The following is a 23,794-nucleotide window of genomic DNA, read 5'->3' as shown; positions in this document are numbered from 1 at the left end:
TGATCCGGAGTCACCATGACCCCTCTCGACTGGAGCCGTATCGATACCGTGTTGCTAGACATGGACGGCACCCTGCTCGATCTGCATTTCGACAACCATTTCTGGCTGGAGTACCTGCCGCAGCGCTATGCCGAGCGCCACGGCCAGTCCCTGGCGCTGGCCAAGGCCGAGCTGGAGCCGCTGTTTCGTAGCCACCAGGGCAAGCTGACCTGGTACTGCCTGGACTTCTGGAGCGCCGAGCTGGGCTTTTCCATGCGCGAACTCAAGGAGGAGATCGCCCACCTGATCGCCCTGCGGCCGGACGCCGACACCTTTCTCGCCGCCCTGCAACGCGCCGGCAAGCGGGTGGCGCTGATCACCAACGCCCACCGCGATTCCCTGTCGCTGAAGCTGGAGCGCATCGAGCTGGCGCCCTATTTCGACCGGCTGATCAGCTCCCACGACTACGGCTTCCCCAAGGAAGAACAGCAGTTCTGGCACGCCCTGCAGGCCGACTTCGCCTTCGATCCGGCGCGTACCCTGTTCATCGACGACAACCTGCCGATCCTGCGCAGCGCCCGCGACTATGGCGTCGCCCACCTGCTGGCGATCCACGAGCCGGACAGCCGGCGCGGTCCCAAGGACAGCGAGGAGTTCGAGGCGGTGCGGGATTATCGCGAGCTGCTGCCGCAGTGAGGATTGCCGCCGTCCTGGCGACCCTCACCCCGGCCCTCTCCCGGGGGGAGAGGGGTCAGAGCGCCCGGAGGTAATCAGTGGATATCAAGCAACTGCGTTTTCTCATCGCCCTGGACGAGACGCGTCACTTCGGCCAGGCGGCGGCGCGCTGCCACGTCACCCAGCCGACCCTGTCCATGCGCCTGCGTGGCCTGGAAGACGAGCTGGGCGTGGAGCTGGTGCGTCGCGGGCAGCGCTTCGAGGGATTCACCGAGGCGGGGCAGCGCATCCTCGCCTGGGCGCGCACCCTGATGGCCGCCCATGACGGTCTCTATGCCGAGGCCCAGGCCTTCCAGGGGCAACTGGTGGGCACCCTGAGGGTCGGCCTGGTGCCGCTGGCCAGCTTCGATCCCATGCCGCTGCTGCAGCACCTGCGCCTGCTGCACCCCAAGCTGCATTTCCAGCTGCAGGTGCTCAGCACCGAGCGCATCCTCGAAGCCGTGGCCAGCAATCGCCTGGAGCTGGGCATCTCCTACCTGGAACACCTGGATCCGGCGCGCTTCGACAGCCTGACCCTGACCGAGACGCGCATGGGCCTGCTCTATGACGAGCGGCATTTCAGCTTCGACCAGGCCGCGCTGGATTGGCAGGCGGTGGCCGGCTTGCCGCTCGGCCTGCTTACCGGCGCCATGCATTTCCGCCAGTCGGTGGACCATGGCTTTCGCAGCCTGGGGTTGACGCCACAGCCGGTGCTGGAGACCGACGCCGTCTATCTGCTCCTGCAGGCGGTCAATGCCGGTCTCTGCTGCGCCGTGGTGCCCCTGGCCGGCGGTTTCGATCGGCTCACCCCCCATGCGCGGCTGATCCCCATCGCCACGGCCCGCACCCTGGCGCCCCTGGGGCTGCTCATTCGTCGGACCGAACCCCGACTGGCGGTCGCCGATGCCTGTTTCCAGGCGGTCAAGGCGCTCTATGCCGAGAGTGATAGATAGCGTTTATCAAGGCATCGGTCATAGCGATTAGACGCCCCGGGATGTGCTGGTTAATCTTTGATCTGTGTCAAACCGCCGCAGGTCGTTTTCGCCCATGTCCCAGGATTCGCCAGACCTCGTTGCCGCGCCCCCCGCCGGCTATGCCTTCGCCGAGCTGGAGCAGCCTGCCGTGCGCGGCGAACAGCCGCTGGCCGAGGAGGTGGCGCTGGCCATCGCCTACAACGGCATCAGCCATGCGGTAATGATGGCGACGCCGGCCGACGTGGAAGACTACGTGGTCGGTTTCAGCCTCAGCGCCGGTATCGTCGATGCCATCGACGACATCTATGGCATCCAGGTGCGGCGCGTTGGCGAAGCCCTCAATGTCGACGTCGAGATCAGCAGCCGTACTTTCTGGGCGCTCAAGCAGCAGCGCCGCCAGCTGGCCGGCACCAGTGGCTGCGGCCTGTGCGGGGTCGAGGCCCTGGAACAGGCGCTGCCGCAGCTGGATCGCCTGCGCAAGGTGCCGCTGCCACCGGCCGCTCACCTGCACGACCTGCGCCAGCGCATCGATGCCGCCCAGGACCTGGGCCAGCGCAGCGGGGCGGTGCATGCCGCGCTGTTCATCGACGGCCAGGGCGAACTGACCCTGTGCCGCGAGGACATCGGTCGCCACAACGCCCTGGACAAGCTGATCGGCGCCCTGTTGCGCCAGCGCCAGCCGGTGCGCGAGGGCTGCGTGGTGGTCACCAGCCGTTGCAGCCTCGAACTCATCCACAAGGCGGTGCGGGCCGGACTCGTCACCCTCATCACTCTGTCGGCGCCCACCGGGCTGGCCGTGGAGTGGGCGCGCCGTCATCGTCTCAATCTGATCCATCTGCCACACCGGTCGCCGCCGCGGGTCTATGCCCCGGCGCCGGTGGCCCCTTGATCCCACGGGAATCGCCATGAACAAACCTCAGCAGTCCTTCAAACCCTATCAAGGCCCCGCCGCCGGCTGGGGCGCCCTGAAGAGCGTGGTGCACTTCTGGCTCGACAGCGGCAACGCCTTCAAGAATCTGCGGACCCTGCTCAAGACCAACCAGGACCATGGCTTCGATTGCCCCGGCTGCGCCTGGGGCGAGGCCCCGGAAAACGGCCTGGTGAAGTTCTGCGAGAACGGCGCCAAGGCGGTCAACTGGGAAGCCACCAAGCGCCGCGTCGATGCCGCCTTCTTCGCTCGCCACAGCGTGACCTCGCTGCTGGAGCAGAGCGACTACTGGCTCGAATACCAGGGCCGGCTGACCGAGCCGCTGCGCTATGACGCGGCCACCGATCGCTATGTGCCCATCGCCTGGGACGCCGCCTTCGCGCTGATCGCCAAGGAGCTCAAGGCCCTGGCCAGTCCCGACGAAGCCGAGTTCTACACCTCGGGGCGCGCCAGCAACGAGGCGGCCTTCCTCTATCAGCTGTTCGTGCGCGCCTATGGCACCAACAACTTCCCCGATTGCTCGAACATGTGCCACGAGGCCAGCGGCGTGGGCCTGGGCCGCAGCATCGGCGTCGGCAAGGGCACCGTGACCTATCACGACCTGGACGAGGCGGATGCCATCTTCGTCATCGGCCAGAACCCGGGCACCAACCACCCGCGCATGATCGAGACCCTGCGCAACGCGGTGAAGCGCGGTGCCCAGGTGGTCTGCTTCAACCCGCTCAAGGAGCGGGGCCTGGAGCGCTTCCAGCACCCGCAAAGTCCGCTGGAGATGCTCACCAACGACTCGCGGCCGACCAACACCGCCTACTTCCGTCCGGCTCTGGGCGGCGACATGGCGGCGCTGCGCGGCATCGCCAAGTACCTCCTGCAGTGGGAGCGCGAAGCCGCTGCCAAGGGCGCCAAGCGCGTCTTCGACCACGATTTCATCGCCGCCCACACCTTGGGCATGGATGACTACCTGGCCCAGGTCGACGCCACCTCCTGGGAGCTGATCGAGCGCCAGTCGGGCTTGTCGCTGCACGAGATCGAGCAGGCCGCGCGCATGTATGCCCGCGCCGAGAAGGTCATCATCTGCTGGGCCATGGGCATCACCCAGCACCGCCACTCGGTGGCCACGGTGCAGGAGATCGCCAACCTGCAGTTGCTCTGCGGCCACATCGGCCGGCCCGGCGCCGGCCTCTGCCCGGTGCGCGGCCACAGCAACGTCCAGGGCGACCGCACCATGGGCATCGACGAGAAGGCCCCGGCCTGGCTCAGCGACGCCCTGGCCAGGCGCTTCGCCTTCGAGCCGCCACGCAATCGTGGTCACAACACCGTGGAGGCCATCGCCGCCATGGAGCAGGGCAAGGCCAAGGTGTTCATCGGCCTCGGCGGCAACTTCGCCCAGGCGACCCCGGACACCCCGCGCACCCACAGGGCGCTGCGCAAGTGCGACCTGACCGTGCATATCGCCACCAAGCTCAACCGCAGCCACCTGGTGACCGGTCGCCAGGCGCTGATCCTGCCCTGCCTGGGCCGCACCGAGATGGACGTGCAGAGGGGTGGCAAGCAGGCGATCACCGTGGAAGACAGCTTCAGCATGGTGCACGCCTCGGCCGGTATCCTGCGGCCGCTGTCGACGCAGATGAAGTCCGAGCCGGCCATCGTCGCCGGCCTGGCCAAGGCCACCCTGGGCAACCATCCGGTGGACTGGGACTGGCTGATCGAGGATTACGACCGCATCCGCGACCTGATCGCCGACGTCATTCCCGGCTTCCAGGACTTCAACGCGCGTCTCGCCGCACCCGGCGGCTTCTACCTGGGCAACAAGGCCGGACGCCGGGAGTGGAACACCCCCACCGGCAAGGCCAACTTCGCGGCCAATGCGCTGTTGCATGACCTCTTGCCGGACGCGGTCCGCCGCCAGGGCATCAAGCCCGACCTGATCCTGCAGACCATGAGATCCCACGACCAGTACAACACCACCATCTACAGCCTCGACGACCGCTATCGCGGCGTGAAGGGCCAGCGCGACGTGGTCTTCGTCAACCAGGCCGATCTGGATCGCCTGGGCGTGGCCGCCGGCGAAAAGGTGGATCTGGTCGCCCTGTGGGACGACGGCCTCGAACGCCGGGTCCGCGGCTTCACTGCGCTGCCGTTCGACATCCCGGTTGGCCAGGCAGCCGGCTACTACCCGGAGACCAATCCGCTGGTGCCCCTGGAAAGCTACGGCGAGGGCAGCTTCACGCCCACCTCCAAGTTCGTCGCCATCAAGGTCGAAAAAGCCAGCGCCGGCAACCGCATTGCCTCGGTGGCCTGACGCTCTCCCGGAAACGAAAAAAGCCGTCGTTAAGACGGCTTTTTTCATGGCGCTGCGCTGATCACTGCAGGGTGAAGAGCACCTTTACCTTATCGGTGACCGCGGCCTTGTCCACGTAGCCGATGGCATCGGCTTCGCCGGCCACCTGGGCGACCACGGCGGCGTCGCCGGCCACGCTGGGCAGCGGCTGGCCCTTGCCGGTGAACACCAGGCCCGACCAGTAGGACTTCAGCTGGGCTTCGTTCTTGTTGGCGACCTTGGCATAGAAGGTTTCCTTGGTGGCCGACCAGTCCTTCTGGTCGACGCCCTTCAGGGACTTGTCCTTGCCGAGGAAGATGTTGGCCACTTCCTCCTGGCCAGGCGTCTTGGTGGCGGCCGGATTGACGATCACGGCGACTTCGGCGTGGACCAGGCTGGCGCTGAACAGCAGGGCGGCGCCGGTGAGCAGGCGGAGAGAACTCATGGGCGGATTCCTTAGAAGATGAAGTCGAGGCCGATGCTGATGATGTCGCCGTCGAAGTTGCGGGCCGGCGCGCCGAAGCGGCCGCCACTGCGGTCGTAGACGGCATTGGCGATGCTCTCGTTGTCGGTCTTGACGAAGGTGCCGTTGTAGCCGCCGGTGGTGTCGACGCGCTTGTATTCGCTCTTGAGCACCAGGCTGGGGGTGATGTTGTAGTTCAGGCCGTAAGTCCAGGAGCTCTGGCGGCCGGCGCGTTCCTCATCCAGCTGGGCGTAGGTCACATGCGCCAGGAAGTCACCGAAGCGGCGACCGGCCATCAGGTAGAAGGCGTTGCTGCTGCCCTGGTTGTCACCCTCGATGACGCGGCGGGTCCATTCGTTGCTGGTCAGCCAGGTGCCGTTGTCGTACTGGTAGCCGAGCGAGGTGAACTTGCCCTTCTGGTCGTCCAGGGTCAGCAACGGATAGTGCAGGTCGATGCTGGACTCGGTGTAGGCCAGGCGCACGGTGCCGTACTCGTTGGTCGCCAGGCTGACGTTGGCGGCGGCGATGCGCTTGTAGTCGATGTCGTAGAGGTCGTCGTTGACGAAGTAGTTGCGATTGACCGCCTGGCCCCCGCTCACCTGGAGGTTCAGGGTGCCGAAGGCGACCGGCAGACTCCAAAGGGCATCGGCGCCTTCGTAGTTGGAGACCTGCACCTGGCTGTAGACCTCGTCGGGCAGGCGCAGCCAGGGGTAGGTGATACCCACGTCCAGGGTCTCGGAATACATGAACACCGGCGTACGCAGGCGGCCGGCGCGGAAGGTCAGGTTGTCGGTGGCGTGGAAGGCCAGGTAGGCCCATTCCAGGTTGGCCTTCCACTGGTCCTGCTCGGCCTTGGCGGTGACCTGCACGGTGGCGTCCAGCTTGTCGGTCAGGCCGTACTGGAACTGGCCGCCCAGCTTGCTCAGCTGATCGCCGCGCCAGTGGTCGTTGGTCTGGCCATTGATGCCGAAGCTGCGGCCGTCGTCTTCGCCGCCCAGGTGGGTGATGCCGGCGGTGCCGAAGCCGTTGAAGCGATAGTCACCCTGATCGAGGGCGAGCGCGGATCCCGCGCAGGTGAGGGCCGCGCCGAAGGCGAGCAGACGTGCAAAAGCCATGGAAGTGCTCCTAGAGGTTTCTCGGTATAGGGAAAGGCGGTAGAGGGATAGCTAGATGCGGAAGCGCGAGGTCGCCTGCCGGAGATCGGTGTCGACCACCACCAGCTGCTCGCCCATGCGGGCGGTGGCGGTGGTGCTGTCCGCGCTGGACTGGGTATCGCTCTGCAGGCGGCGGGTGTCGCTGCTGATCGAATCGGAAAGGCTCAGCTGCTCGCCGGTGAGCAGGGCGATCTGAGCGTTGTAGTCATTGATGCGCGCCACGGCCTGGGCGATGCCTTCGAGCATGGCAGTGGCGGCCTGGGAGCTGCTGGCGCTGACCTGCGCCTGGGTATGGCTGCCCTGCATGGCCTGCAGCACGCGCTGGGCGTTGCCCTGCAGGCGTTCGATGATCTGCTGGATCTCGGCGGTGGAGCGCGCGGTCTTCTGCGCCAGATTGCGCACCTCGTCGGCCACCACGGCAAAGCCGCGGCCCTGTTCACCGGCGCGCGCGGCCTCGATGGCGGCGTTGAGCGCCAGCAGATTGGTCTGCTCGGCGATGGATTTGATCACGTCCAGCACCAGCCCGACCTGGCGGGTTTCCTGTTCCAGCTGCTGCATGGACTCGGCCGACTGGCGCACGCTGTCGTCCAGTTCGCCCATGTTGCGCGACAGCTGGCCGATGCTGGTACGGGCAGCGGCGGACTGCTCGGCCGCGGCGGAGGCCTGGTCGGCGGCCTCGCGCGAGCGGTCGGCTACCTCGTGCAGGTTGGTGTTCATGGTCTGGATGTCACGGCCGATGGACTCGGTGTGACCCTGCTGGGAACGGGCGTTGTTCTCCACCGTCTGGGTGAGTCTATAGAGCTCGCCGGACACCTGCCCCAGCGGATGGGCGGCGTCGACGATGGCCTTGATGGTGCCCTGCAACTGATCGAGAAAGACGTTGAACAGCGCGGTCATCTGGCCGATCTCGTCCCGCGAACCGACCTGCAGGCGGCGGGTGAGGTCACCGTCGCCCTCGGCGATGGCGCGCAGCGAGGCGATCACCTCGCGCACGCTGCTGAGCACGCTGCGGATGGTCAGCACCGCGGCGCCGGCCAGGATCACCACCAGTAGCAGGCTCAGCCAGATACCCACCCGGGTGGTGTCGGCGTTCTGGTCGCGAGCCTGGGCCAGGGTCTGCTGGAAGTCGGTATAGGCATGGCTGCGCAGGGTGGTGCCCAGCTGCTGGGCGGCGGCGAGATCCGTGGCCATGCGGTCCAGGTTGGGTCGCAGGGAGTCGAAGGAGCCGCTGCCCTTGATCAGCTGCTCGGAGGCGCCCAGGGCATTGTCCGCATAGCGATGGATGCCCTGGCGCCAGCCGGATATCTCGTCGTTGCGCGCCGAGGTCTGACGGGTGAGGTCGGCCATTTCCTGCAGGCGGTGGTCGATGTCATCGACTACCTTGCGCGCCTCGCCCAGGGTTTCCAGCTCACTAGCGGTCACCGCGCTGTTGAACAGGCCGGGCAAACGGGAAAACTGGAACAGTACGGCGTCAGCCTTTTCCAGCAGCGGATAGCTGTGATTTTCCAGCTGGTCGAGGCGTTGATCGTTGCCAGCCAGCTGGGCCGAGGTGTAGGCCACGTAGAGCAGCAGGCCCAGCAGAGCGGCAGCGGGCAGCAGCGACAGCTTGAGCGTCAGCGACAGGTTACGGAACATCTACACCTCGGAAAGCTTGGGCAGTAGCGAGCAGCGAGGTGCGGCGCCCTCTATTCAGCGAGGGCTGCCAGTGGTCATGTCCTGACCGGTCACCACGTCCTGTTGGCCTCGCAAACGTGATCAAGCGAAGCCGTCACATTTTCGACATCTGTTTGTAAAACTTAAGAGGGCCAAAGGTTATTGCGATTATTGGCGATGGACGTTGCGAAAGCGGGTGTAGACGGTCATCTTCGGGATTTTCCGACTCTGTAGCCGTGCCATGACCCCGGAGTTCTCCCAGATAGCGTCCTGGTTGAAGACTGACGCCGAGCGTCTGCGCCTGCTGCGCGTCCTCGCCGACCTGCACCTGCCCGACGCCTGGCTGGCCGCGGGCTTCGTACGCAACCTGGTGTGGGATCGACTGCATGGCCACGCCGAGTCGACGCCGCTGGCGGATCTGGATGTCATCTATTTCGACGCGACTGACTGCCGGCCCGAGCGGGACAGGGAAATCGAAGCGCTGTTGGCGGCGCAGGCGCCGGGCTGGCCCTGGTCAGTGAAGAATCAGGCGCGGATGCATTTGCGTAACGGCGATCGACCTTATCGCGACTGCCGGGATGCCATGGCCCACTGGCCCGAGGTGGAAACGGCCCTGGCCGCGCGCCTGACCGCCGACGGCGAGCTCGAAGTCGTCAGCCCCTTCGCCCAGGAAGGGCTCTTCGCCCTGCATCTCACGCCCAATCCCTGGCGTCCACGACCCGAAGCCTTTCGCCAGAGACTCGCGACCAAGGGCTGGCTGGAGCGTTGGCCGCGGTTGCGTATTCAGACCGCGTGAGGGGACTCGCGCGGGTGTAGGTCAGGCGCGTCGCCCGTGGCTTTCCGGCAGCGCGGCCCGATCGAGTTCGAAGCCTTGCGGCCGGGGTGCGGCCAGGCGATTCCCGAGCATCGCCTGGCCCGGGTCTCAGACCCTGAAGCGCGACGTCAGCTCTTGCAGCTGCAGGCTCAGGTTGGCCAGTTCGGTGCTGGAGCCGGCGGTTTTCTCGGTGGCGGCGGCGGTCTGGTCGGCCACTTCGTGGACCTTGACCACGCTGCGGCTGATGTTTTCACTGGCCGCACTCTGTTGCTCGACCGCGGTGGCGATCTGCTCGTTCATGGCCTCGATCTCGCTCACCGCACTGCTGACGCTGCCCAGCACCACGCCTGCCTGGCGGGTCAGGTCGACGCTTTCGCCGGTCAGTTCGATATTGCGGTCGAGGGCGGCGCTCATCTTGTCGGTGCTGCCGTGCAGTCGGGTGATGAGGCTGGCGATCTCGTCGGTGGAGGTGCGCGTACGCTGCGCCAGGCCGCGCACCTCGTCGGCGACCACGGCGAAGCCACGTCCGGCTTCACCGGCGCGAGCGGCCTCGATGGCGGCGTTGAGCGCCAGCAGATTGGTCTGCTCGGCGACCGCCTTGATCACGTCCAGCACGCCGCCGATGCGGTCGGCATCCTGCCTGAGCAACTCCATGGTGGCCTGGGTGCTGTCCACTTCCTGGGCCAGGCTCTGAATCTGAGTGGCGACCTGGTTGACCATCTCGTCACCCTCCCGGGTCTTGAGCGTGGCCTCGCGGGCGGTGGTCGACGCCTGTTCGGCATTGCGCGCCACCTCGTTGATGGTGGCGCTCATCTGCTGCATGGCGGTGGCGATCTGCTCGGTCTCCATCTTCTGCGCCGAGGCGCCAGCGCGCGTCTGCTCGGTGACGGCGGAGAGTTCTTCGGCGGCACTGGCGACCTGGATGACGCCGTCCTTCTGCTCGCGGATCAGGTCGCTCAGATTGACGATCATGCGCTGCATGGCCGCCTGCAACTGGCCGATCTCGTCCTTGCGCGCTGCCTCGATCTGCACGGTCAGGTCGCCGGCAGCGAGCTGTTCCACGGTCACCAGGGTCTGGCGCAGCGGCGTCACGATGGAGCGGGTGATGACCCAGGCCGCGACCAGGCTGAGCAGTACCGCCAGCAGCAGCCCGCCAAAGAGCATCAGCTTGGCTTCGCGGATATCGTCGAGGCGGAACTGGCTCTGTAGCTGCTTCATCTCGTCGGAGGTCTTGAGCAACATCTGAATATGCTGGTAGAGCCCCTGATTGACGTCCTGGTACGCCTTCTGGACGCTGAACAGCTGCTGGACCTGACGCTGATACTGGTCGAGAAGTCCTGGCAGCTGCTGCAATTCCGGGGTCGGAGGCAAGGTCTTGAGCACGTCACCGGTCTTGGTCAGGGACGCCAGCAAGGCTTCCTGTTGTGGCCCGGCGGACTTGAGCACATAGAGGTGCAAGTGGATCCGCAGTTGCTGCAGCGCCGCCAGCAGGGAGGGCAGCTGGGCGCTGGCTTGATCGCGCTCACGATCCAGGGCGCTGGATGCCTCCTGCAATCGCTGGTCCATCATGTCGCCCGTATCGCGAATGTCCTGGATCGCGGTGGTGCGATCCTGGGTCACCTTCAGCGCCTGCTGATAGATATCGCGGTATTCCCTGAGGGTCTGTTCGGTACGGGCCAGTAGTGCTGTGCTTTCCGGACGTTTGAACAGTGGACGGACATTCTCTAGTTGCTGTTCGAGGGCATCGATGCCGCCTTTCCAGCGAGCGGCCTGGTCGGCTTCCGGCATGAGGGCGAAATCCTTGCGGGCATTGCGCATGTCGCGGGCGAGTAGACCGATTTGGGTGAACTGTTCGATCAGGTTGCCGCGTCGGCCCAGGGCCTGGATGCCGTCCCAGCCGGCATAGGCGATAGCCAGGGACAGAATGATCAGGATGGTAAAGCCGGAAAACAGCTTCGTACGAACACTCATGTTGCTCATCTTCATGGGGCTATTTCCAATGTTCGGCGGAAAGTTCCGGAGTTTGAGAGGGGCGGAGGGCGTCGGATTCTAGCCGAGGGTAATGTAAAAAAGTTAGGTGTTTACAACCTTTAAATAATGGTAAGTCTAATTCTTATATATCAATATCAAGAGTGATTTCGTTTCCAGGCATTCGCTGTTAGCGCTATTGATATATATAGAATTTTTTGTCGAAATTTGGCCTTGGACAATCCGTGTTAGTTGAGGGATTGCTTTTTATTAGTCTGGCTTTAGAGATATGACCAAAAGGCAGGAGCAGAGGCGCTGGCCTGTATCCGGAGAGAAGTGGATTTGGCAGGACGGTTCTTCGCTGGCGGCCAGCGGCTCCCGCTCGCGCAGATGGCGATGACCACCTTCGCCGCTCTCATCGACTGTCCGGCGAACCCTGGAAGGGCGCTAGACTCCATAGAAGGTCATTCGCTTTCCCTCTCCGGCAAGGAATCCCCATGTCCACCACGGAGCGTCGCCGCGCCTTTCTTCAGCATCCGGGCTTTTCGCGGCTGTTCGCACCCGGTCGCCTGACCCTGGGCTTTCTGCTGCCACTGGAGGGCTATCCCGACGATCCCATGCCGACTCTGCGCGACCACGCCCGCCTGGCGCGGCTGGCCGACCAGCTGGGCTTCGCGGCGCTCTGGGCGCGCGACGTGCCCTTCTACGATCCCGGCTTCAACGATGCCGGCCAGGTGTTCGAGCCCTTCACCTATCTCGGCTATCTGGCGGGCATCACCCAGCACCTGACCCTGGCCACCGGCAGCGCCGTCATCACCCTGCGCCATCCGCTGCACCTGGCCAAGATGGCGGCTTCGGTCGACCAGTTGAGCGATGGCCGGCTGGTGCTGGGGGTGGCCTCCGGCGATCGCCCGGTGGAATACCCGGCCTTTGGCCTGGAGAGTGAATTCGAGCGGCGGGGCGAGCGCTTTCGCGATGCCTTCGAGATGTTTCGCCTGGCCGGCGAGACTAATTTCCCGCTGGGGGCCTTTCGCCGCTTCGGCGATCTGCAGGGGCTGGCCGATCTGGTGCCCAAACCCGTGCATGGGCGCATTCCGGCGCTGGTCACCGGGCGCAGTCGGCAAACGGTGGACTGGATCGCCGCCAAGGCCGATGGCTGGTTCTATTACTTCGTACCGGCCGAACATGTTCCGGCGCTGACGCGGGTCTGGCGCGAGGCGCTGGACGAGATCGGCGGGCGCGAGTTGTTCAAGCCCTTCGCCCAGGGGCTGTTCTTCGAGCTGGCCAGCGATCCGGCTCAGCCGCCTCGGCCCATCCATGCCGGCTTGTCCTGCGGGCGGCGGGCGTTGGTGGACTACCTTGGTCAGTTGCAGGAAGCCGGCGTCAATCACCTGGCCCTCAACCTGCGGCCCTCACGGCGTCCGGCCAGCGAAGTGGTCCAGGAACTGGGCGAATTCGTGCTCCCGCACTTTCCTTCCCTGCAGCCGTAGCGATCGTCGCGGTGTGGCGCCAGGTAACACTTGCCTGGCTAACGATTCCCGGCCGTCGTCACCTGGGCAGGCGATTCCCCTGTGGTAGGGGTTCAACCGGGTCGCACCCCTTGGCCTGATCTCTGCATAACCTTCCGTTCTGTTACCCAGCTTTTGGTGCAACCGGATCGACGGTACAACCTTGCGGGTTGCACTTGGTTGCACTTTTCTTTCGAGCGGCGCTAAGCTGCGCCGAATTTCGACGCCTTCTTGCTTGAGGACCTGCGCATGGCCACTACCACCACCCTGGGCGTAAAGCTCGACGAAGCCACCCGCGATCGCCTCAAGGAAGCGGCGCGCCGTATCGACCGGACGCCCCACTGGCTGATCAAGCAGGCCATCTTCACCTACCTGGAAACCCTGGAAAGCGGCGCGACCCTGGCCGATCTGCAGGGCATCGCCCAGCGCCTGGCCGAGGGTGACAACGAAGCCGTCGAGGCGTTGGCCGATCCGGTCTACCAGCCCTTCCTGGAATTCGCCGAAAGCATCCTGCCGCAATCGGTACTGCGCTCGGCCATCACCGCGGCCTATCGCCGGCCGGAAGAAGAGCTGCTGCCGCTGCTGCTGGAGCAGGCGCGCCTGCCGGCAGCCCAGGCCAAGGCCACCCATGAACTGGCTCACCGCATCGCCGAGAAGCTGCGTAATGCCAAGGGTGCAACCGGGCGCTCCGGAATGGTGCAGAGTCTGCTCCGTGAATTCTCGCTGTCGTCCCAGGAAGGCGTTGCCCTGATGTGCCTGGCCGAAGCCCTGCTGCGCATCCCCGACAAGGGCACCCGCGATGCGCTGATCCGCGACAAGATCAGCACCGGCAACTGGCAGCCGCACCTGGGCAACAGCCCCTCGCTGTTCGTCAACGCCGCCACCTGGGGCCTACTGCTGACCGGCCGCCTGGTCTCGACCCACAACGAGGCCGGCCTCACCAGTTCGCTCAATCGCCTCATCGGCAAGAGCGGCGAGCCGGTGATCCGCAAGGGCGTGGACATGGCCATGCGCCTGATGGGCGAGCAGTTCGTCACCGGCGAGACCATCGCCGAGGCCCTGGCCAACGCCAGCAAGTTCGAGGCGAAAGGCTTCCGCTACAGCTACGACATGCTCGGCGAAGCCGCCCTGACCGAGGCCGATGCCCGCCGCTACCTGGCCTCCTACGAGCAGGCCATCCACTCCATCGGCAAGGCCTCCCATGGCCGTGGCATCTACGAAGGCCCTGGCATCTCCATCAAGCTCTCGGCACTGCATCCGCGCTACAGCCGCGCCCAGTACGACCGGGTGATGAGCGAGCTCTATCCGCGCCTGCTGGAACTGACCCTGCTGGCCAAGCGCTACGACATCGGCCTGAACATCGACGCCGAGGAAGCCGATCGCCTGGAGATCTCCCTGGATCTGCTGGAGCGCCTGTCCTTCGAACCGCAACTGGCCGGCTGGAACGGCATCGGCTTCGTCATCCAGGCCTACCAGAAGCGCTGCCCGCTGGTGATCGACTACCTGATCGACCTGGCTCGGCGCAGCCGTCGCCGCCTGATGATCCGGCTGGTCAAGGGTGCCTACTGGGACAGCGAGATCAAGCGCGCCCAGGTGGAAGGCCTGGAGGGCTATCCGGTCTATACCCGCAAGGTCTACACCGACGTGGCCTACCTGGCCTGCGCCCGCAAGCTCCTGGCGGCGCCGGAATCCATCTACCCGCAATTCGCCACCCACAACGCCCACACCCTGGCCGCCATCTACCAGCTCGGCGGGCAGAACTACTACCCCGGCCAGTACGAATTCCAGTGCCTGCACGGCATGGGCGAGCCGCTGTACGAGCAGGTGGTGGGCAGCGTCAAGGACGGCAAGCTGGCACGGCCGTGCCGCATCTATGCCCCGGTGGGCACCCACGAGACGCTGCTGGCCTACCTCGTCCGCCGCCTGCTGGAAAACGGCGCCAACACCTCCTTCGTCAACCGCATCGCCGACCATTCCATCTCCCTCGACGAGCTGGTGGCCGATCCGGTGGTGCAGATCGAGCAGCAGTCCACCAACGAAGGCGCCATCGGCCTGCCGCATCCGCGCATTCCCCATCCCAGCGCCCTGTACGGCGCCGAGCGCTGCAATTCCAGCGGTCTGGACCTGTCCAGCGAACACCGCCTGGGTTCGCTGTCCGCGGCCCTGCTGGCCAGTGGCAACACCGCCTGGGAAGCCCGCCCGCTGCTGGGTCGCGCCAGCGAGCCGTCGATTGCGCAACCGGTGCTCAATCCGGCCGATCGCCGCGATCGCGTCGGCCAGGTCAGCAACGCCACCCGAGCCGATGTCGACATCGCCCTGGAAGAAGCCCTGGCCGCCGCACCCATCTGGCAATCCACGCCGCCCGAGCAGCGCGCCGCCGCCCTGGATCGCGCCGCTGAACTGATGGAGGCGCAGATCCAGCCGCTGATGGGCCTGCTGGTGCGCGAGGCCGGCAAGACCTACGCCAATGCCATCGCCGAGGTGCGCGAGGCGGTGGACTTCCTGCGCTACTACGCCGCCCTGGTGCGCCGTGACTTCGCCAACGACAGCCACCGCCCGCTGGGTCCGGTGGTCTGCATCAGCCCCTGGAACTTCCCCCTGGCCATCTTCAGCGGCCAGATCGCCGCGGCCCTGGCCGCCGGCAACACCGTGCTGGCCAAGCCGGCCGAGCAGACCCCGCTGATCGCCGCCCAGGCCGTGCGTATCCTGCTGGAAGCCGGCATCCCCGAAGGCGTGCTGCAACTGCTGCCGGGCGAGGGCTCGACCATCGGCGCCGCCCTGGTCAACGATGTGCGGGTCAAGGGCGTGATGTTCACCGGCTCCACCGAGGTGGCGCAGATCCTGGCGCGCAACATCGCCGGACGCCTGGACGCCCAGGGCCGGCCGATCCCGCTGATCGCCGAGACCGGCGGCCAAAACGCCATGATCGTCGACTCCTCGGCCCTGGCCGAGCAGGTGGTGGCCGACGTGGTCGCCTCCGCCTTCGACAGCGCCGGTCAGCGCTGCTCGGCACTGCGCGTGCTCTGCGTGCAGGACGACGTGGCCGATCGCGTGCTGGAAATGCTCAAGGGCGCCATGGCCGAATGCCGCCTGGGCAATCCGGAGAATCTGGCCATCGACATCGGCCCGGTGATCGACGGCGAGGCCAAGGCCACCATCGACAAGCACATCCAGACCCTGCGCGGTAAGGGTCGCCGGGTGCACCAGGGCGGGCGCGTGGAAGGCGATGCCATCCACCGCGGCACCTTCGTCATGCCCACCCTGATCGAGCTGGAGAGCCTGGCGGAACTGGGGCGCGAGGTCTTCGGCCCGGTGCTGCACGTGGTGCGCTATGGCCGCAAGGACCTGGACAAGGTCATCGACCAGATCAACGTTACCGGCTATGGCCTGACCTTCGGCGTGCACACCCGCATCGACGAGACCATCGCCAAGGTGGTGGAGCGCGCCCATGCCGGCAACCTCTACGTCAACCGCAACATGGTCGGCGCGGTGGTCGGGGTGCAGCCCTTCGGTGGCGAAGGCCTCTCGGGCACCGGCCCCAAGGCCGGTGGCCCGCTGTATCTATATCGCCTGCTCAGCACCCGTCCCGATGGCGACCCCGCGGTGGCCCTGGCCAAGGGCAGCACCGGCGAGACCGAATGGCAGGTGCGCGATGCCCTGCGCCAGCAGGCCGGCAATCCGCTGGGCGCCCTGCACGACTGGGCCAAGCAACAGGGCCTGGGCGAGCTGGAGCAGGCCTGCCTGAGATTCGCCGAGGAATCCCTGAGCGGCCTGACCCGCCTGCTACCGGGTCCGACCGGCGAGCGCAACAGCTACAGCCTGCTGCCGCGCAGCCGGGTACTGTGCCTGGCGGCCGACGAAAGCGATCTGCTGCTGCAACTGGCGGCGGTCATGGCGGTGGGCAGCACGGCCCTAGTCGAGGAAGCCCACAAGACGACGCTGACGCGCCTGCCGCACGCCGTGCGCGCGCGGGTTCAGGTGGCGGCTGACTGGCGCAAGGACGAGGTCGCCTTCGAGGTGGTCCTGCACCACGGCGATTCCGATCAGCTGCGCCAGGTCTGCCAGCAGGTGGCCAAGCGCAATGGTCCCATCGTCGGCGTCCAGGGCCTGGCCCGCGGCGAGACCGCCATTCCGCTGGAGCGCCTGCTCATCGAGCGCGCGCTGAGCGTGAATACCGCGGCGGCGGGTGGTAATGCGAGTCTGATGACGATTGGCTAAAGGGTATGAGCTGGGAGGCGTGACCATCGCCTCCCGGCACTGCACGCTCAGCCCTGACGATCCCGGTGGTCTCCTTCCTGAAGGCGACCGGAATTTCTTTCGCTGGTCTGTACTTATTTGATCGTCTTGGCAGCAGGTTCCAGGCGGTACTGTTAGAGTCGCAACGCGCTGGCTCTGCGCTTCCGTTTCCAGCTGGTATCTGCATGCACTACAACCATAAGACGGATCTCGAGCAGGCGCTGGCCGCGTGCAAGGGCAGCTTTCTCGCGGTCGGTTTCTTTAGCCTGTTCATCAATCTGCTGCTGCTGGTGCCCGCGTTCTACATGCTGCAAGTGTATGACCGGGTTCTGACCAGCTACAGCATCACCACGCTGGTCATGCTGACGCTGATCATGCTGCTATTGATGGCGACCTATGGCGCCCTGGAGTGGGTGCGTTCACGCATCTTGATCCGGGTGGCCACCCGACTCGACCTGCTGTTAAATCGTCGCTTCTATGAAGCGAGCTACCAACAGGCCCTCTACAGCGGTGGTGTCCTGGCTTCAGCGCAGGCGCTCAATGACCTGACCGGACTGCGCCAATTCCTGACCGGTCCGGGATTGTTCGCCTTCTTCGACGTGCCCTGGCTACCCCTCTATATTGCGGTGATGTTCTTCTTTCATCCGCTGTTCGGCGTCCTCACCATCCTCGGTGCTCTGCTGCTGCTCGCCTTGGCCTTCGCCAACGAGCGGCTGACCAGCAGGCACCTGGCCGAGGCCAACCAAGAGCATGGCCGGGCCACGCAGTTCACCAGCAAGAACCTGCGCAATGCCGAGGTGGTGACGGCCATGGGCATGCTGCCCAGTCTGTTCGAGCGTTGGCGTCAGCGTAACAACAGGGTACTGGCGCTGCAGGCCAAGGCCAGTGAGCGAGGCGGTGCCCTGAGCAACCTGTCCAAGAGCCTGCGCATGATCCTGCAGTCGCTGATTCTTGGCTTGGGCGCCTGGTTGGTCATCGATCACCAGATTACCCCTGGCCTGATGACCGCGGGTTCCCTGTTGCTGGGGAGAGCCCTGGCGCCGATCGATCTCATGATTGGCAGCTGGAAAGGCTTTGTCACGGCGCGCGGCCAGTACGAGCGTCTCAATGCTCTGTTACGCCAGATACCGGCCGAGCCGCCGAGGATGCCCTTGCCCGATCCCGCTGGTCACCTAGCCGTGGAGCAGGTCTTCCTGACCCCGCCTGGAGCCAGCCAGTCGGTGCTCAAGGGGTTGAGCTTCAACGTGGCTGCCGGCGCGTCGGTAGGCATCCTCGGCGCCAGTGCCGCCGGCAAGTCGACCCTGGCCAGGGCACTGCTGGGCATCTGGCTGCCACAGAGCGGCAAGATTCGTCTGGACGGCGCCGACATTGCCCAGTGGCCGCGCAGTGACCTGGGGCCTCATCTGGGCTACCTGCCTCAGGACATCGAGCTCTTCGAGGGTAGCATCAGTGACAACATCGCCCGTTTCGGGGCGGTGGATCCGCAGGCTGTGGTCGAAGCGGCCGAACTCGCTGGCGTCCACGAAATGATTCTCCGACTGCCTCAAGGGTACGACACACTCATTGGCGCCCAGAGTGGCGCCTTGTCCGGTGGTCAGCGACAGCGCATCGGTCTTGCGCGCGCGGTGTATGGCAGGCCGAGACTGGTGGTGCTGGACGAGCCGAATTCTAATCTCGACGAACACGGCGAGCGCGCCTTGGGGATTGCCTTGACCCGGCTCAAGCAAAGCCAGACCACCTTGCTCATCGTGACGCACCGGATCAGTGCCCTGGCCTATGTTGATAATCTCCTGGTGCTCAGCGACGGCCAGATCGCGCTGTCGGGGCCGCGCGATGAGGTGCTGGCGCGGCTGCAGGGCCGCGTTGAGGCATCCGCGCCGGAGGGGCTGCCTGGTAGCGAGGCCCGCGAACCTGGCAGGGAGGTCTAAGGTGCTGAAACATCCCGTCCTTATCCAAGCCGAAGCCGAGGGGCTCAAGGTATCTGACTGGCCCATCCGCTGGCTCGGTTTCGCCATCCTCTTCGTGGTATTTGGCCTCGGAGGGCTCTGGGCGGCACTGGCGCCGCTGAGCAGCGCCGTGCTCGCGCAGGGCTCGGTGATCATCAAGAGCTCGCGCAAGACCGTGCAGCACCTGGAGGGCGGCATCCTGCGCGAGTTGCTGGTCAGCGACGGCGACCGGGTGCAAGCGGGAGAGATACTCATGCAGCTTGACGATACCCAGCCGCGGGCACAGCTCGAAACGACGCGGAGCCAACTGATCGCGGCCCAGGCACTCGAGGCACGGCTGATCGCCGAGCGTGATGATCGGTCCGAAATCGCCTCCACCGGCAGTGATTTTGCCGTTGATGACCGGCGCGTTCGTGAGGCGCGCAACAGCGAGCGGCAGGTGTTCCAGGCACGCCGGGCGGCTCGGCTGGGCGAGATCGAAGTACTGCGCAGTCGTGGTATGGAGCTTGAGCAACAGATCCTGGGACTTGAAGCGAACAGTCAAAGCAAGCTGGGCCTGGCGAAGTCCTACACCAGCGAGATCAAGGATCTGAGCGAGCTGCTCAGGCAGGGGTTCGTCAGCAACGAGCGCCTGCGCGATCAGGAACGCAGCCTCTCGCGACTGCAGGCGGAGATTGCGGATCAGCGCTCGGCCATCGCCCGGGCCCGGGTACAGCGCGGGGAAACCCAGCTGCAGATGCTCCAGATCACCCAGAAATTCAGGTCCGAGGTCGCCAATCAGCTGGCCGATACCCAATCACGTATCTACGAATTGCGTGAACAGCTAAGGGCATTGCAGGACACGCTCGACCGTACCGTGATCAGGGCGCCCGTGGATGGCATCGTGATGGGACTGAGCGTCCATACCCTGGGTGGAGTCGTCGCGCCTGGTAGTCACTTGCTGGACGTCGTCCCCGGTGGGGCGGACCTCCTGGTCGAAGTGGAGATCCAGCCAGGTGACATCGATCGTATCGCCCTGGGCAGGCCTGCCGAAATTCGCTTCAGCGCGTTCAAGGGCGCGACCACCCCCATCTTGGAGGGGGAGTTGGTCTATGTATCTGCCGACCGTTTCACCAACGAGAAGACCGGTGCACCCTACTACCTGGCGCGGGTGGCCCTGACGGAGCGAGGTCGCCAGGAACTGGGCCGACGCGAACTTGTGCCTGGCATGCCGGCCGAGGTCCTCATCACCACGGGGGATCGTACCTTGCTCAACTATCTGCTCAAGCCCGCTCGCAACGCCATGGCGCGTTCGATGATCGAGGAGTAGGACCATGTCCCGACGATCAAGGCTGCGCCGGGAGCTGGTCGTGCTGCTGCTATTTATGGGACCAGCCGTTGCCGCTCTCCCTGACAATGACACCGGCACAGTGGATGTTTGGCAGCTCTATCAGCGAGTCGTCCAGTCCGATCCGCGCATCCTCGGCGCGGATGCGCAGATCCAGGCGGGGGCCGGCCAGGAGCGCAGTGCCCTAGGGCAACTGCTGCCACAGCTCAGAGGCGGTGCCTCCACCAGCCGTATCAAGCGCTCGGAAGGAACCCAGGCGCTGCTCTATGATGGCCAGACCTACAACCTGAGTCTCACACAGACGCTCTATAACCCTGAAGCCTGGCGCGGTTTCAAGAAGTACGCGGAGCTCACCCAACAGTACCGGTCCCAGGCGGAGGATGCGCGTATCCAATCCGCCGCCGATCTCGTCCAGCGCTACTTCGCGGTCTTGGCCGCGGAAGATGAGCTGGACCTGGCCAGGGCCGAGCGTGATGCGACGCGCCGTAACCTGGAGCGCGTCTCGGCGCTGTTCGAGCGTCAGTTGGCGACCATCACGGACAAGCTGCAATTGGCTGCCCGAGTCGACAGCTTGGAAACTGAGGAAATCGAGGCTAGGAACCAGATTCAGGTCGCCCGCGAGGCGCTGGCCGAACTGCTGGGCCAGGAGGTCTACCAGCCTCTCAAGCGAATTGACGAGCGAACGCTGTTCAGCGCTCTGCCAGGCGCGGAAACGGATTGGGTGACGTCCGCGCTTGCGCATAACCCGGCGCTCAAAGCCCGGCAGAGTGCGCTGAATTCGGCCGAACAGGCTATTGATGAGGCCAAGGCCGGCCACCTGCCCACCTTGAGCCTCGCCTTGGGCGCGCAACGCAGCGATTTTGCCTACGACAATGTCATCGCGGCGGACAAGGTCGATACCCTGTCCGCCAGCTTGAACCTGCAGATTCCGATCTACAGCGGCGGGTCGGTCACTGCCCGTACCCGGGGGCTGTACGGTTCGCGAGACGCTGCCGAGCAGGACTACGAAGCGTTACGACGGCAGGTGGTCAAGGAAACCAAGACCGCCTATCTCAAGAGCAATGCCAATCTGCGGAAGATCACTTCAGCGCGCAAGGCTTTGGAGTCGGCGGTCAAGTCCAGAGAAGTGACCGAAAAGTCCTTCGCTTACGGTACCGTTACAGCAGTCGATGTCCTCAACGCCGTGCGTCAGGAGTTTCTCGGCCGGCGCGATTACTTGCAGGCCCAGTACGACTTCGTCACCAATCAGCTCGTGTTACTGCGCTGGAGCGGGGACTTTTCCGCAGCCGATATTCAGCGAGTCAACAGCTGGTTGGTCGCTCCCTCTCTGGCAAGAAAGGGGGCGGAAGAGCCATGATCGAGTTTCGTCTCGACCGGCTTTTCTCGCTGCCTACATGCGCTAGCTAGCCCCATACCCCTCCGGTTCCACCGGAAAGCTGCCATTGTTGGCGGCGATCAGCTTGTTCAGGCGTACCGGGATGGCCTTGGCAGCTGGCACCTTGCTGCCTTCGGCGTGGTGCCAGAGCGGGATCAGGGCGTTGCATTCGGGGTAGTAGCCGCCACAGGCCCCTTCCGGAATGTTGTAGGGCGTGACCCGCAGCGGACCCACCTCACGGCGCACGCCGTCATCGGCCACCGTCGACACCTGCACCTTGTCGCCTTCGGCCAGGCCCAGGCGTTCGATGTCGTTGCGATTCATCAGCAGCACCGCACGGGTGCCTTTCACGCCGCGAAAGCGATCGTGATAGCCATAGATGGTGGTGTTGAACTGGTCGTTGCTGCGCAGCGTCATCAGGGTCAGGACGTCACGCCCGCGGGCGGGCATGTCCGGATCCTCTTCCAGGCTGCGCGGCACGATGAGATTGGCCTTGCCGGTGTCGGTCTTCCATTCGCGCTTGGCCGCCGGCAGTGGGCGATGGAAACCGCCCACCTCCCACATCCGCGCATTGAAGTCGTGGAAGATCTCCGGGAAGGAGCGCGCGATCTCGTCGCGGATCAGCGCATAGTCGGCGACCCAGGCGTCCCAGGTGACTTGCGGGTTGTCGGGCAGGGTGGCCTTGGCCAGGCCGGCGACGATGGCCGGCTCGGACAACAGGTCGCCTTCGGGCGGCTCGGCCACGCCACGCCAGCCGTGGATGCAGCCGGTACTGTCCTCGGTGCTGTGGGCCTGTTCCACCCCATTCTGGCGATCGATTTCGGTACGCCCCAGGCAGGGCAGCAGATAGGTCTTGTCCGCCGGCACCAGATGATTGCGATTGAGCTTGGTGGCGATCTGCACCGACAGGCGCAGGGTGCGCCAGGCCGGCTCCATCAGGCTGGTCTCGGGAATGGCGCGCAGGAAGTTGCCGCCCAGGCTGATGAAGGCCTTCACCGAGCCGTCGAGGATGCCCTCGCAGGCTTCCACGGTATTGCGACCCTTGTCCTGTGGCGGGGCGAAGCCGAAGCGCTCGCCCAGCTGTTCGAGCGGCGCCAGCTCCGGCTTCTCGGTGATGCCCACGGTGCGCTGGCCCTGGACGTTGGAATGCCCGCGCACCGGGCAGATGCCGGCGCCGGGCTTGCCGATGTTGCCGCGCATGAGCAGCAGGTTGGTCAGCATCTGGATGGTTTCCACTCCATGGCGATGCTGGGTCAGCCCCATGCCATAGATGCCGATGACCTTCTGACAGCGACCATAGACGGCAGCGGCGGCTTCCAGAGCGCTGCGGGTCAGCCCCGACTGGCGCTCCAGCTGCGGCCATTCCTGGCGCTGCAACCACTCGCAGAAGTCGGCGAAGCCGTGGCAATGCTCGGCGATGAAGGCATGGTCGAGCACGGCCGGCTGGCCCTGTTCGCGCGCGAGATCATCGGCCGCCAGCAAGGCCTTGCACAGGCCGGCGAGGGCCGCGGTGTCGCCACCGGGCTTGAGCTGGTGGTACTGGGTGCTGATCTGGGTGGGCTGGTCGGTCAGCATCTCCACCGGCGACTGCGGATTGACGAAGGTTTCCAGGCCGCGCTCGCGCAGGGGATTGAAGGTGATGATGGGCGCGCCGCGTTTGCGCGCCTCTTGCAGGTCATGCAGCATCCGCGGACTGTTGCTGCCCGGATTCTGGCCAAAGAACAGCAGGCAGTCGGCCTGATCGAAGTCGTTCAGGGTCACGGTGCCCACGGTCACGCCAATGCTCTTGGGCAGGGCGACCGAGGTGCTCTCGTGGCACATGTTGGAACTGTCCGGCAGGTTGTTGGTGCCGTACAGGCGGGCATAGAGCTGATAGAGGTAGGAGGTCTCCAGCGCCGCACGACCCGAGGCGTAGAAGATCACCGAGTCCGGCGCCAGCGCCTTGAGTTCGGCGCCGATGTCGGCGAAGGCCTCGGCCCAGCTCACCGGACGATAGCGGTCGGTGGCGGCGTCGTAGCGCAGCGGATGGGTCAGGCGGCCTACCTCTTCCAGGTCATAGTCGCGCCAGCCACGCAGTTCGCTGAGCGAATGCTGGGCGAAGAATTCCGGTCCGCATCTCTTGCTGGTGACCTCCCAGGCAGTGGCCTTGGCGCCGTTCTCGCAGAATTCCAGCGGATGGGGCTTGCCCGGCTTGGCCCAGGCGCAACTCACGCAGGCGAAGCCACCATGCTTGTTCTGCCGGGCCAGCAGCGCACCGGACTTGAGCGGCACCCGTTCACGCAGGACGATCTCGGTCACCGAACGCGCCGAGCCCCAGCCACCGGAGGGCGCGTCATAGCTTTCAACCTTGGGTTTGCCGATCTTGCTCATGGTGCGCCTCACGTGACTGTCTGGCGATGTGCCTGTAGGTCATGGGACGACGCGTCTGGCGGGAA

15 protein-coding genes and 1 pseudogene are annotated in these 23,794 nt (G+C 65.3%); 10 read left to right on the top strand and 6 right to left on the bottom strand.

The annotated features are described in order from the left end of the window. The first annotated feature begins 15 nt into the window (after positions 1–15). The 4 genes from yrfG (at position 16) to QKY98_RS03140 (ending at position 4,897) form a co-directional block, all read left to right on the top strand. Entirely contained in the window at positions 16–675 is a 660-nt protein-coding gene (gene yrfG / locus QKY98_RS03155; protein WP_027600319.1) for a GMP/IMP nucleotidase, read from the top strand. 77 nt (positions 676–752) lie between these two features. Next, positions 753–1,646, top strand: a complete 894-nt coding sequence (locus QKY98_RS03150; protein WP_007161326.1) for a LysR family transcriptional regulator — start codon at positions 753–755, stop codon at positions 1,644–1,646. A 94-nt stretch (positions 1,647–1,740) separates the two neighbouring features. Then, positions 1,741–2,556, top strand: coding sequence for a formate dehydrogenase accessory sulfurtransferase FdhD (fdhD, locus tag QKY98_RS03145; protein ID WP_284670327.1), 816 nt, complete (start codon positions 1,741–1,743; stop codon positions 2,554–2,556). Positions 2,557–2,572: 16 nt separating this feature from the next. Further along, a complete protein-coding gene (locus QKY98_RS03140; protein WP_284670326.1) occupies positions 2,573–4,897 on the top strand; it encodes an FdhF/YdeP family oxidoreductase in 2,325 nt (774 codons plus the stop codon). Positions 4,898–4,958: 61 nt separating this feature from the next. Here QKY98_RS03140 and QKY98_RS03135 read toward each other — a convergent pair whose 3' ends face one another. The 3 genes from QKY98_RS03135 to QKY98_RS03125 are packed head-to-tail and all read right to left on the bottom strand — an operon-like array spanning position 4,959 to position 8,167. Continuing rightward, positions 4,959–5,360, bottom strand: a complete 402-nt coding sequence (locus QKY98_RS03135) for a type 2 periplasmic-binding domain-containing protein (protein ID WP_042135320.1) — start codon at positions 5,358–5,360, stop codon at positions 4,959–4,961. Between the two features lie 11 nt (positions 5,361–5,371). Beyond that, positions 5,372–6,493 (bottom strand): hypothetical protein, encoded by a 1,122-nt coding sequence (locus QKY98_RS03130; RefSeq protein ID WP_051399180.1) that lies wholly within the window; start codon positions 6,491–6,493, stop codon positions 5,372–5,374. 51 nt (positions 6,494–6,544) lie between these two features. Continuing rightward, complete coding sequence (locus tag QKY98_RS03125; RefSeq protein WP_284670325.1) at positions 6,545–8,167, bottom strand: methyl-accepting chemotaxis protein; 1,623 nt, start codon at positions 8,165–8,167, stop codon at positions 6,545–6,547. A gap of 292 nt (positions 8,168–8,459) precedes the next feature. On the opposite strand from QKY98_RS03125, the gene QKY98_RS03120 reads away from it, so the two are divergent. Beyond that, on the top strand, positions 8,460–8,981 hold the full coding sequence (locus QKY98_RS03120; RefSeq protein ID WP_394337603.1) for a nucleotidyltransferase family protein: 522 nt from the start codon (positions 8,460–8,462) through the stop codon (positions 8,979–8,981). Between the two features lie 126 nt (positions 8,982–9,107). Here QKY98_RS03120 and QKY98_RS23880 read toward each other — a convergent pair whose 3' ends face one another. After that, the gene (locus QKY98_RS23880; protein ID WP_377710203.1) at positions 9,108–9,848 is read right to left on the bottom strand and encodes a methyl-accepting chemotaxis protein; all 741 of its coding nucleotides are present in this window, start codon (positions 9,846–9,848) and stop codon (positions 9,108–9,110) included. A 117-nt stretch (positions 9,849–9,965) separates the two neighbouring features. Continuing rightward, positions 9,966–10,970 (bottom strand): annotated as a pseudogene (locus QKY98_RS23875) (HAMP domain-containing protein); the annotation flags it as partial. A 494-nt stretch (positions 10,971–11,464) separates the two neighbouring features. Here QKY98_RS23875 and QKY98_RS03110 point away from each other — a divergent pair. The 5 genes from QKY98_RS03110 to QKY98_RS03090 all read left to right on the top strand — a co-directional run bounded on the left by QKY98_RS03110 (position 11,465) and on the right by QKY98_RS03090 (position 21,341). Continuing rightward, positions 11,465–12,457: an LLM class oxidoreductase gene (locus QKY98_RS03110; RefSeq protein ID WP_027600312.1), complete on the top strand. Its 993-nt coding sequence runs from the start codon at positions 11,465–11,467 to the stop codon at positions 12,455–12,457. Between the two features lie 267 nt (positions 12,458–12,724). Next, positions 12,725–16,693, top strand: coding sequence for a trifunctional transcriptional regulator/proline dehydrogenase/L-glutamate gamma-semialdehyde dehydrogenase (putA, locus tag QKY98_RS03105; RefSeq protein WP_284670324.1), 3,969 nt, complete (start codon positions 12,725–12,727; stop codon positions 16,691–16,693). 203 nt (positions 16,694–16,896) lie between these two features. Then, complete coding sequence (locus QKY98_RS03100; protein ID WP_284670323.1) at positions 16,897–18,639, top strand: type I secretion system permease/ATPase; 1,743 nt, start codon at positions 16,897–16,899, stop codon at positions 18,637–18,639. 1 nt (position 18,640) lies between these two features. Continuing rightward, positions 18,641–19,966, top strand: a complete 1,326-nt coding sequence (locus QKY98_RS03095) for an HlyD family type I secretion periplasmic adaptor subunit (RefSeq protein ID WP_284670322.1) — start codon at positions 18,641–18,643, stop codon at positions 19,964–19,966. A 4-nt stretch (positions 19,967–19,970) separates the two neighbouring features. Continuing rightward, positions 19,971–21,341, top strand: coding sequence for a TolC family outer membrane protein (locus tag QKY98_RS03090; protein WP_278387828.1), 1,371 nt, complete (start codon positions 19,971–19,973; stop codon positions 21,339–21,341). A 42-nt stretch (positions 21,342–21,383) separates the two neighbouring features. Here QKY98_RS03090 and QKY98_RS03085 read toward each other — a convergent pair whose 3' ends face one another. Then, positions 21,384–23,729 carry an FdhF/YdeP family oxidoreductase gene (locus QKY98_RS03085; RefSeq protein WP_284670321.1) on the bottom strand — a complete coding sequence of 782 codons (2,346 nt, stop codon included), beginning with the start codon at positions 23,727–23,729 and terminating at the stop codon, positions 21,384–21,386. Positions 23,730–23,794: the final 65 nt, after the last annotated feature.

Origin of the sequence: Pseudomonas sp. HR1 (assembly GCF_030175875.1) — a bacterium.
Taxonomy (GTDB): domain Bacteria; phylum Pseudomonadota; class Gammaproteobacteria; order Pseudomonadales; family Pseudomonadaceae; genus Chryseomonas; species Chryseomonas oryzihabitans.
Note: the sequence above shows the minus strand (reverse complement) of the source record. Positions and strands in the feature narration are given on the sequence as shown.

Bases quoted from the DNA above. Each gene is read 5' to 3' on its own strand.
- yrfG (WP_027600319.1), top strand. From the start codon at position 16: ATGACCCCTCTCGACTGGAGCCGTATCGATACCGTGTTGCTAGACATG.
- fdhD (WP_284670327.1), top strand. From the start codon at position 1,741: ATGTCCCAGGATTCGCCAGACCTCGTTGCCGCGCCCCCCGCCGGCTAT.
- QKY98_RS03140 (WP_284670326.1), top strand. From the start codon at position 2,573: ATGAACAAACCTCAGCAGTCCTTCAAACCCTATCAAGGCCCCGCCGCC.
- QKY98_RS03135 (WP_042135320.1), bottom strand. From the start codon at position 5,360: ATGAGTTCTCTCCGCCTGCTCACCGGCGCCGCCCTGCTGTTCAGCGCC.
- QKY98_RS03130 (WP_051399180.1), bottom strand. From the start codon at position 6,493: ATGGCTTTTGCACGTCTGCTCGCCTTCGGCGCGGCCCTCACCTGCGCG.
- QKY98_RS03125 (WP_284670325.1), bottom strand. From the start codon at position 8,167: ATGTTCCGTAACCTGTCGCTGACGCTCAAGCTGTCGCTGCTGCCCGCT.
- QKY98_RS23880 (WP_377710203.1), bottom strand. From the start codon at position 9,848: ATGGAGACCGAGCAGATCGCCACCGCCATGCAGCAGATGAGCGCCACC.
- QKY98_RS03110 (WP_027600312.1), top strand. From the start codon at position 11,465: ATGTCCACCACGGAGCGTCGCCGCGCCTTTCTTCAGCATCCGGGCTTT.
- putA (WP_284670324.1), top strand. From the start codon at position 12,725: ATGGCCACTACCACCACCCTGGGCGTAAAGCTCGACGAAGCCACCCGC.
- QKY98_RS03100 (WP_284670323.1), top strand. From the start codon at position 16,897: ATGCACTACAACCATAAGACGGATCTCGAGCAGGCGCTGGCCGCGTGC.
- QKY98_RS03090 (WP_278387828.1), top strand. From the start codon at position 19,971: ATGTCCCGACGATCAAGGCTGCGCCGGGAGCTGGTCGTGCTGCTGCTA.
- QKY98_RS03085 (WP_284670321.1), bottom strand. From the start codon at position 23,729: ATGAGCAAGATCGGCAAACCCAAGGTTGAAAGCTATGACGCGCCCTCC.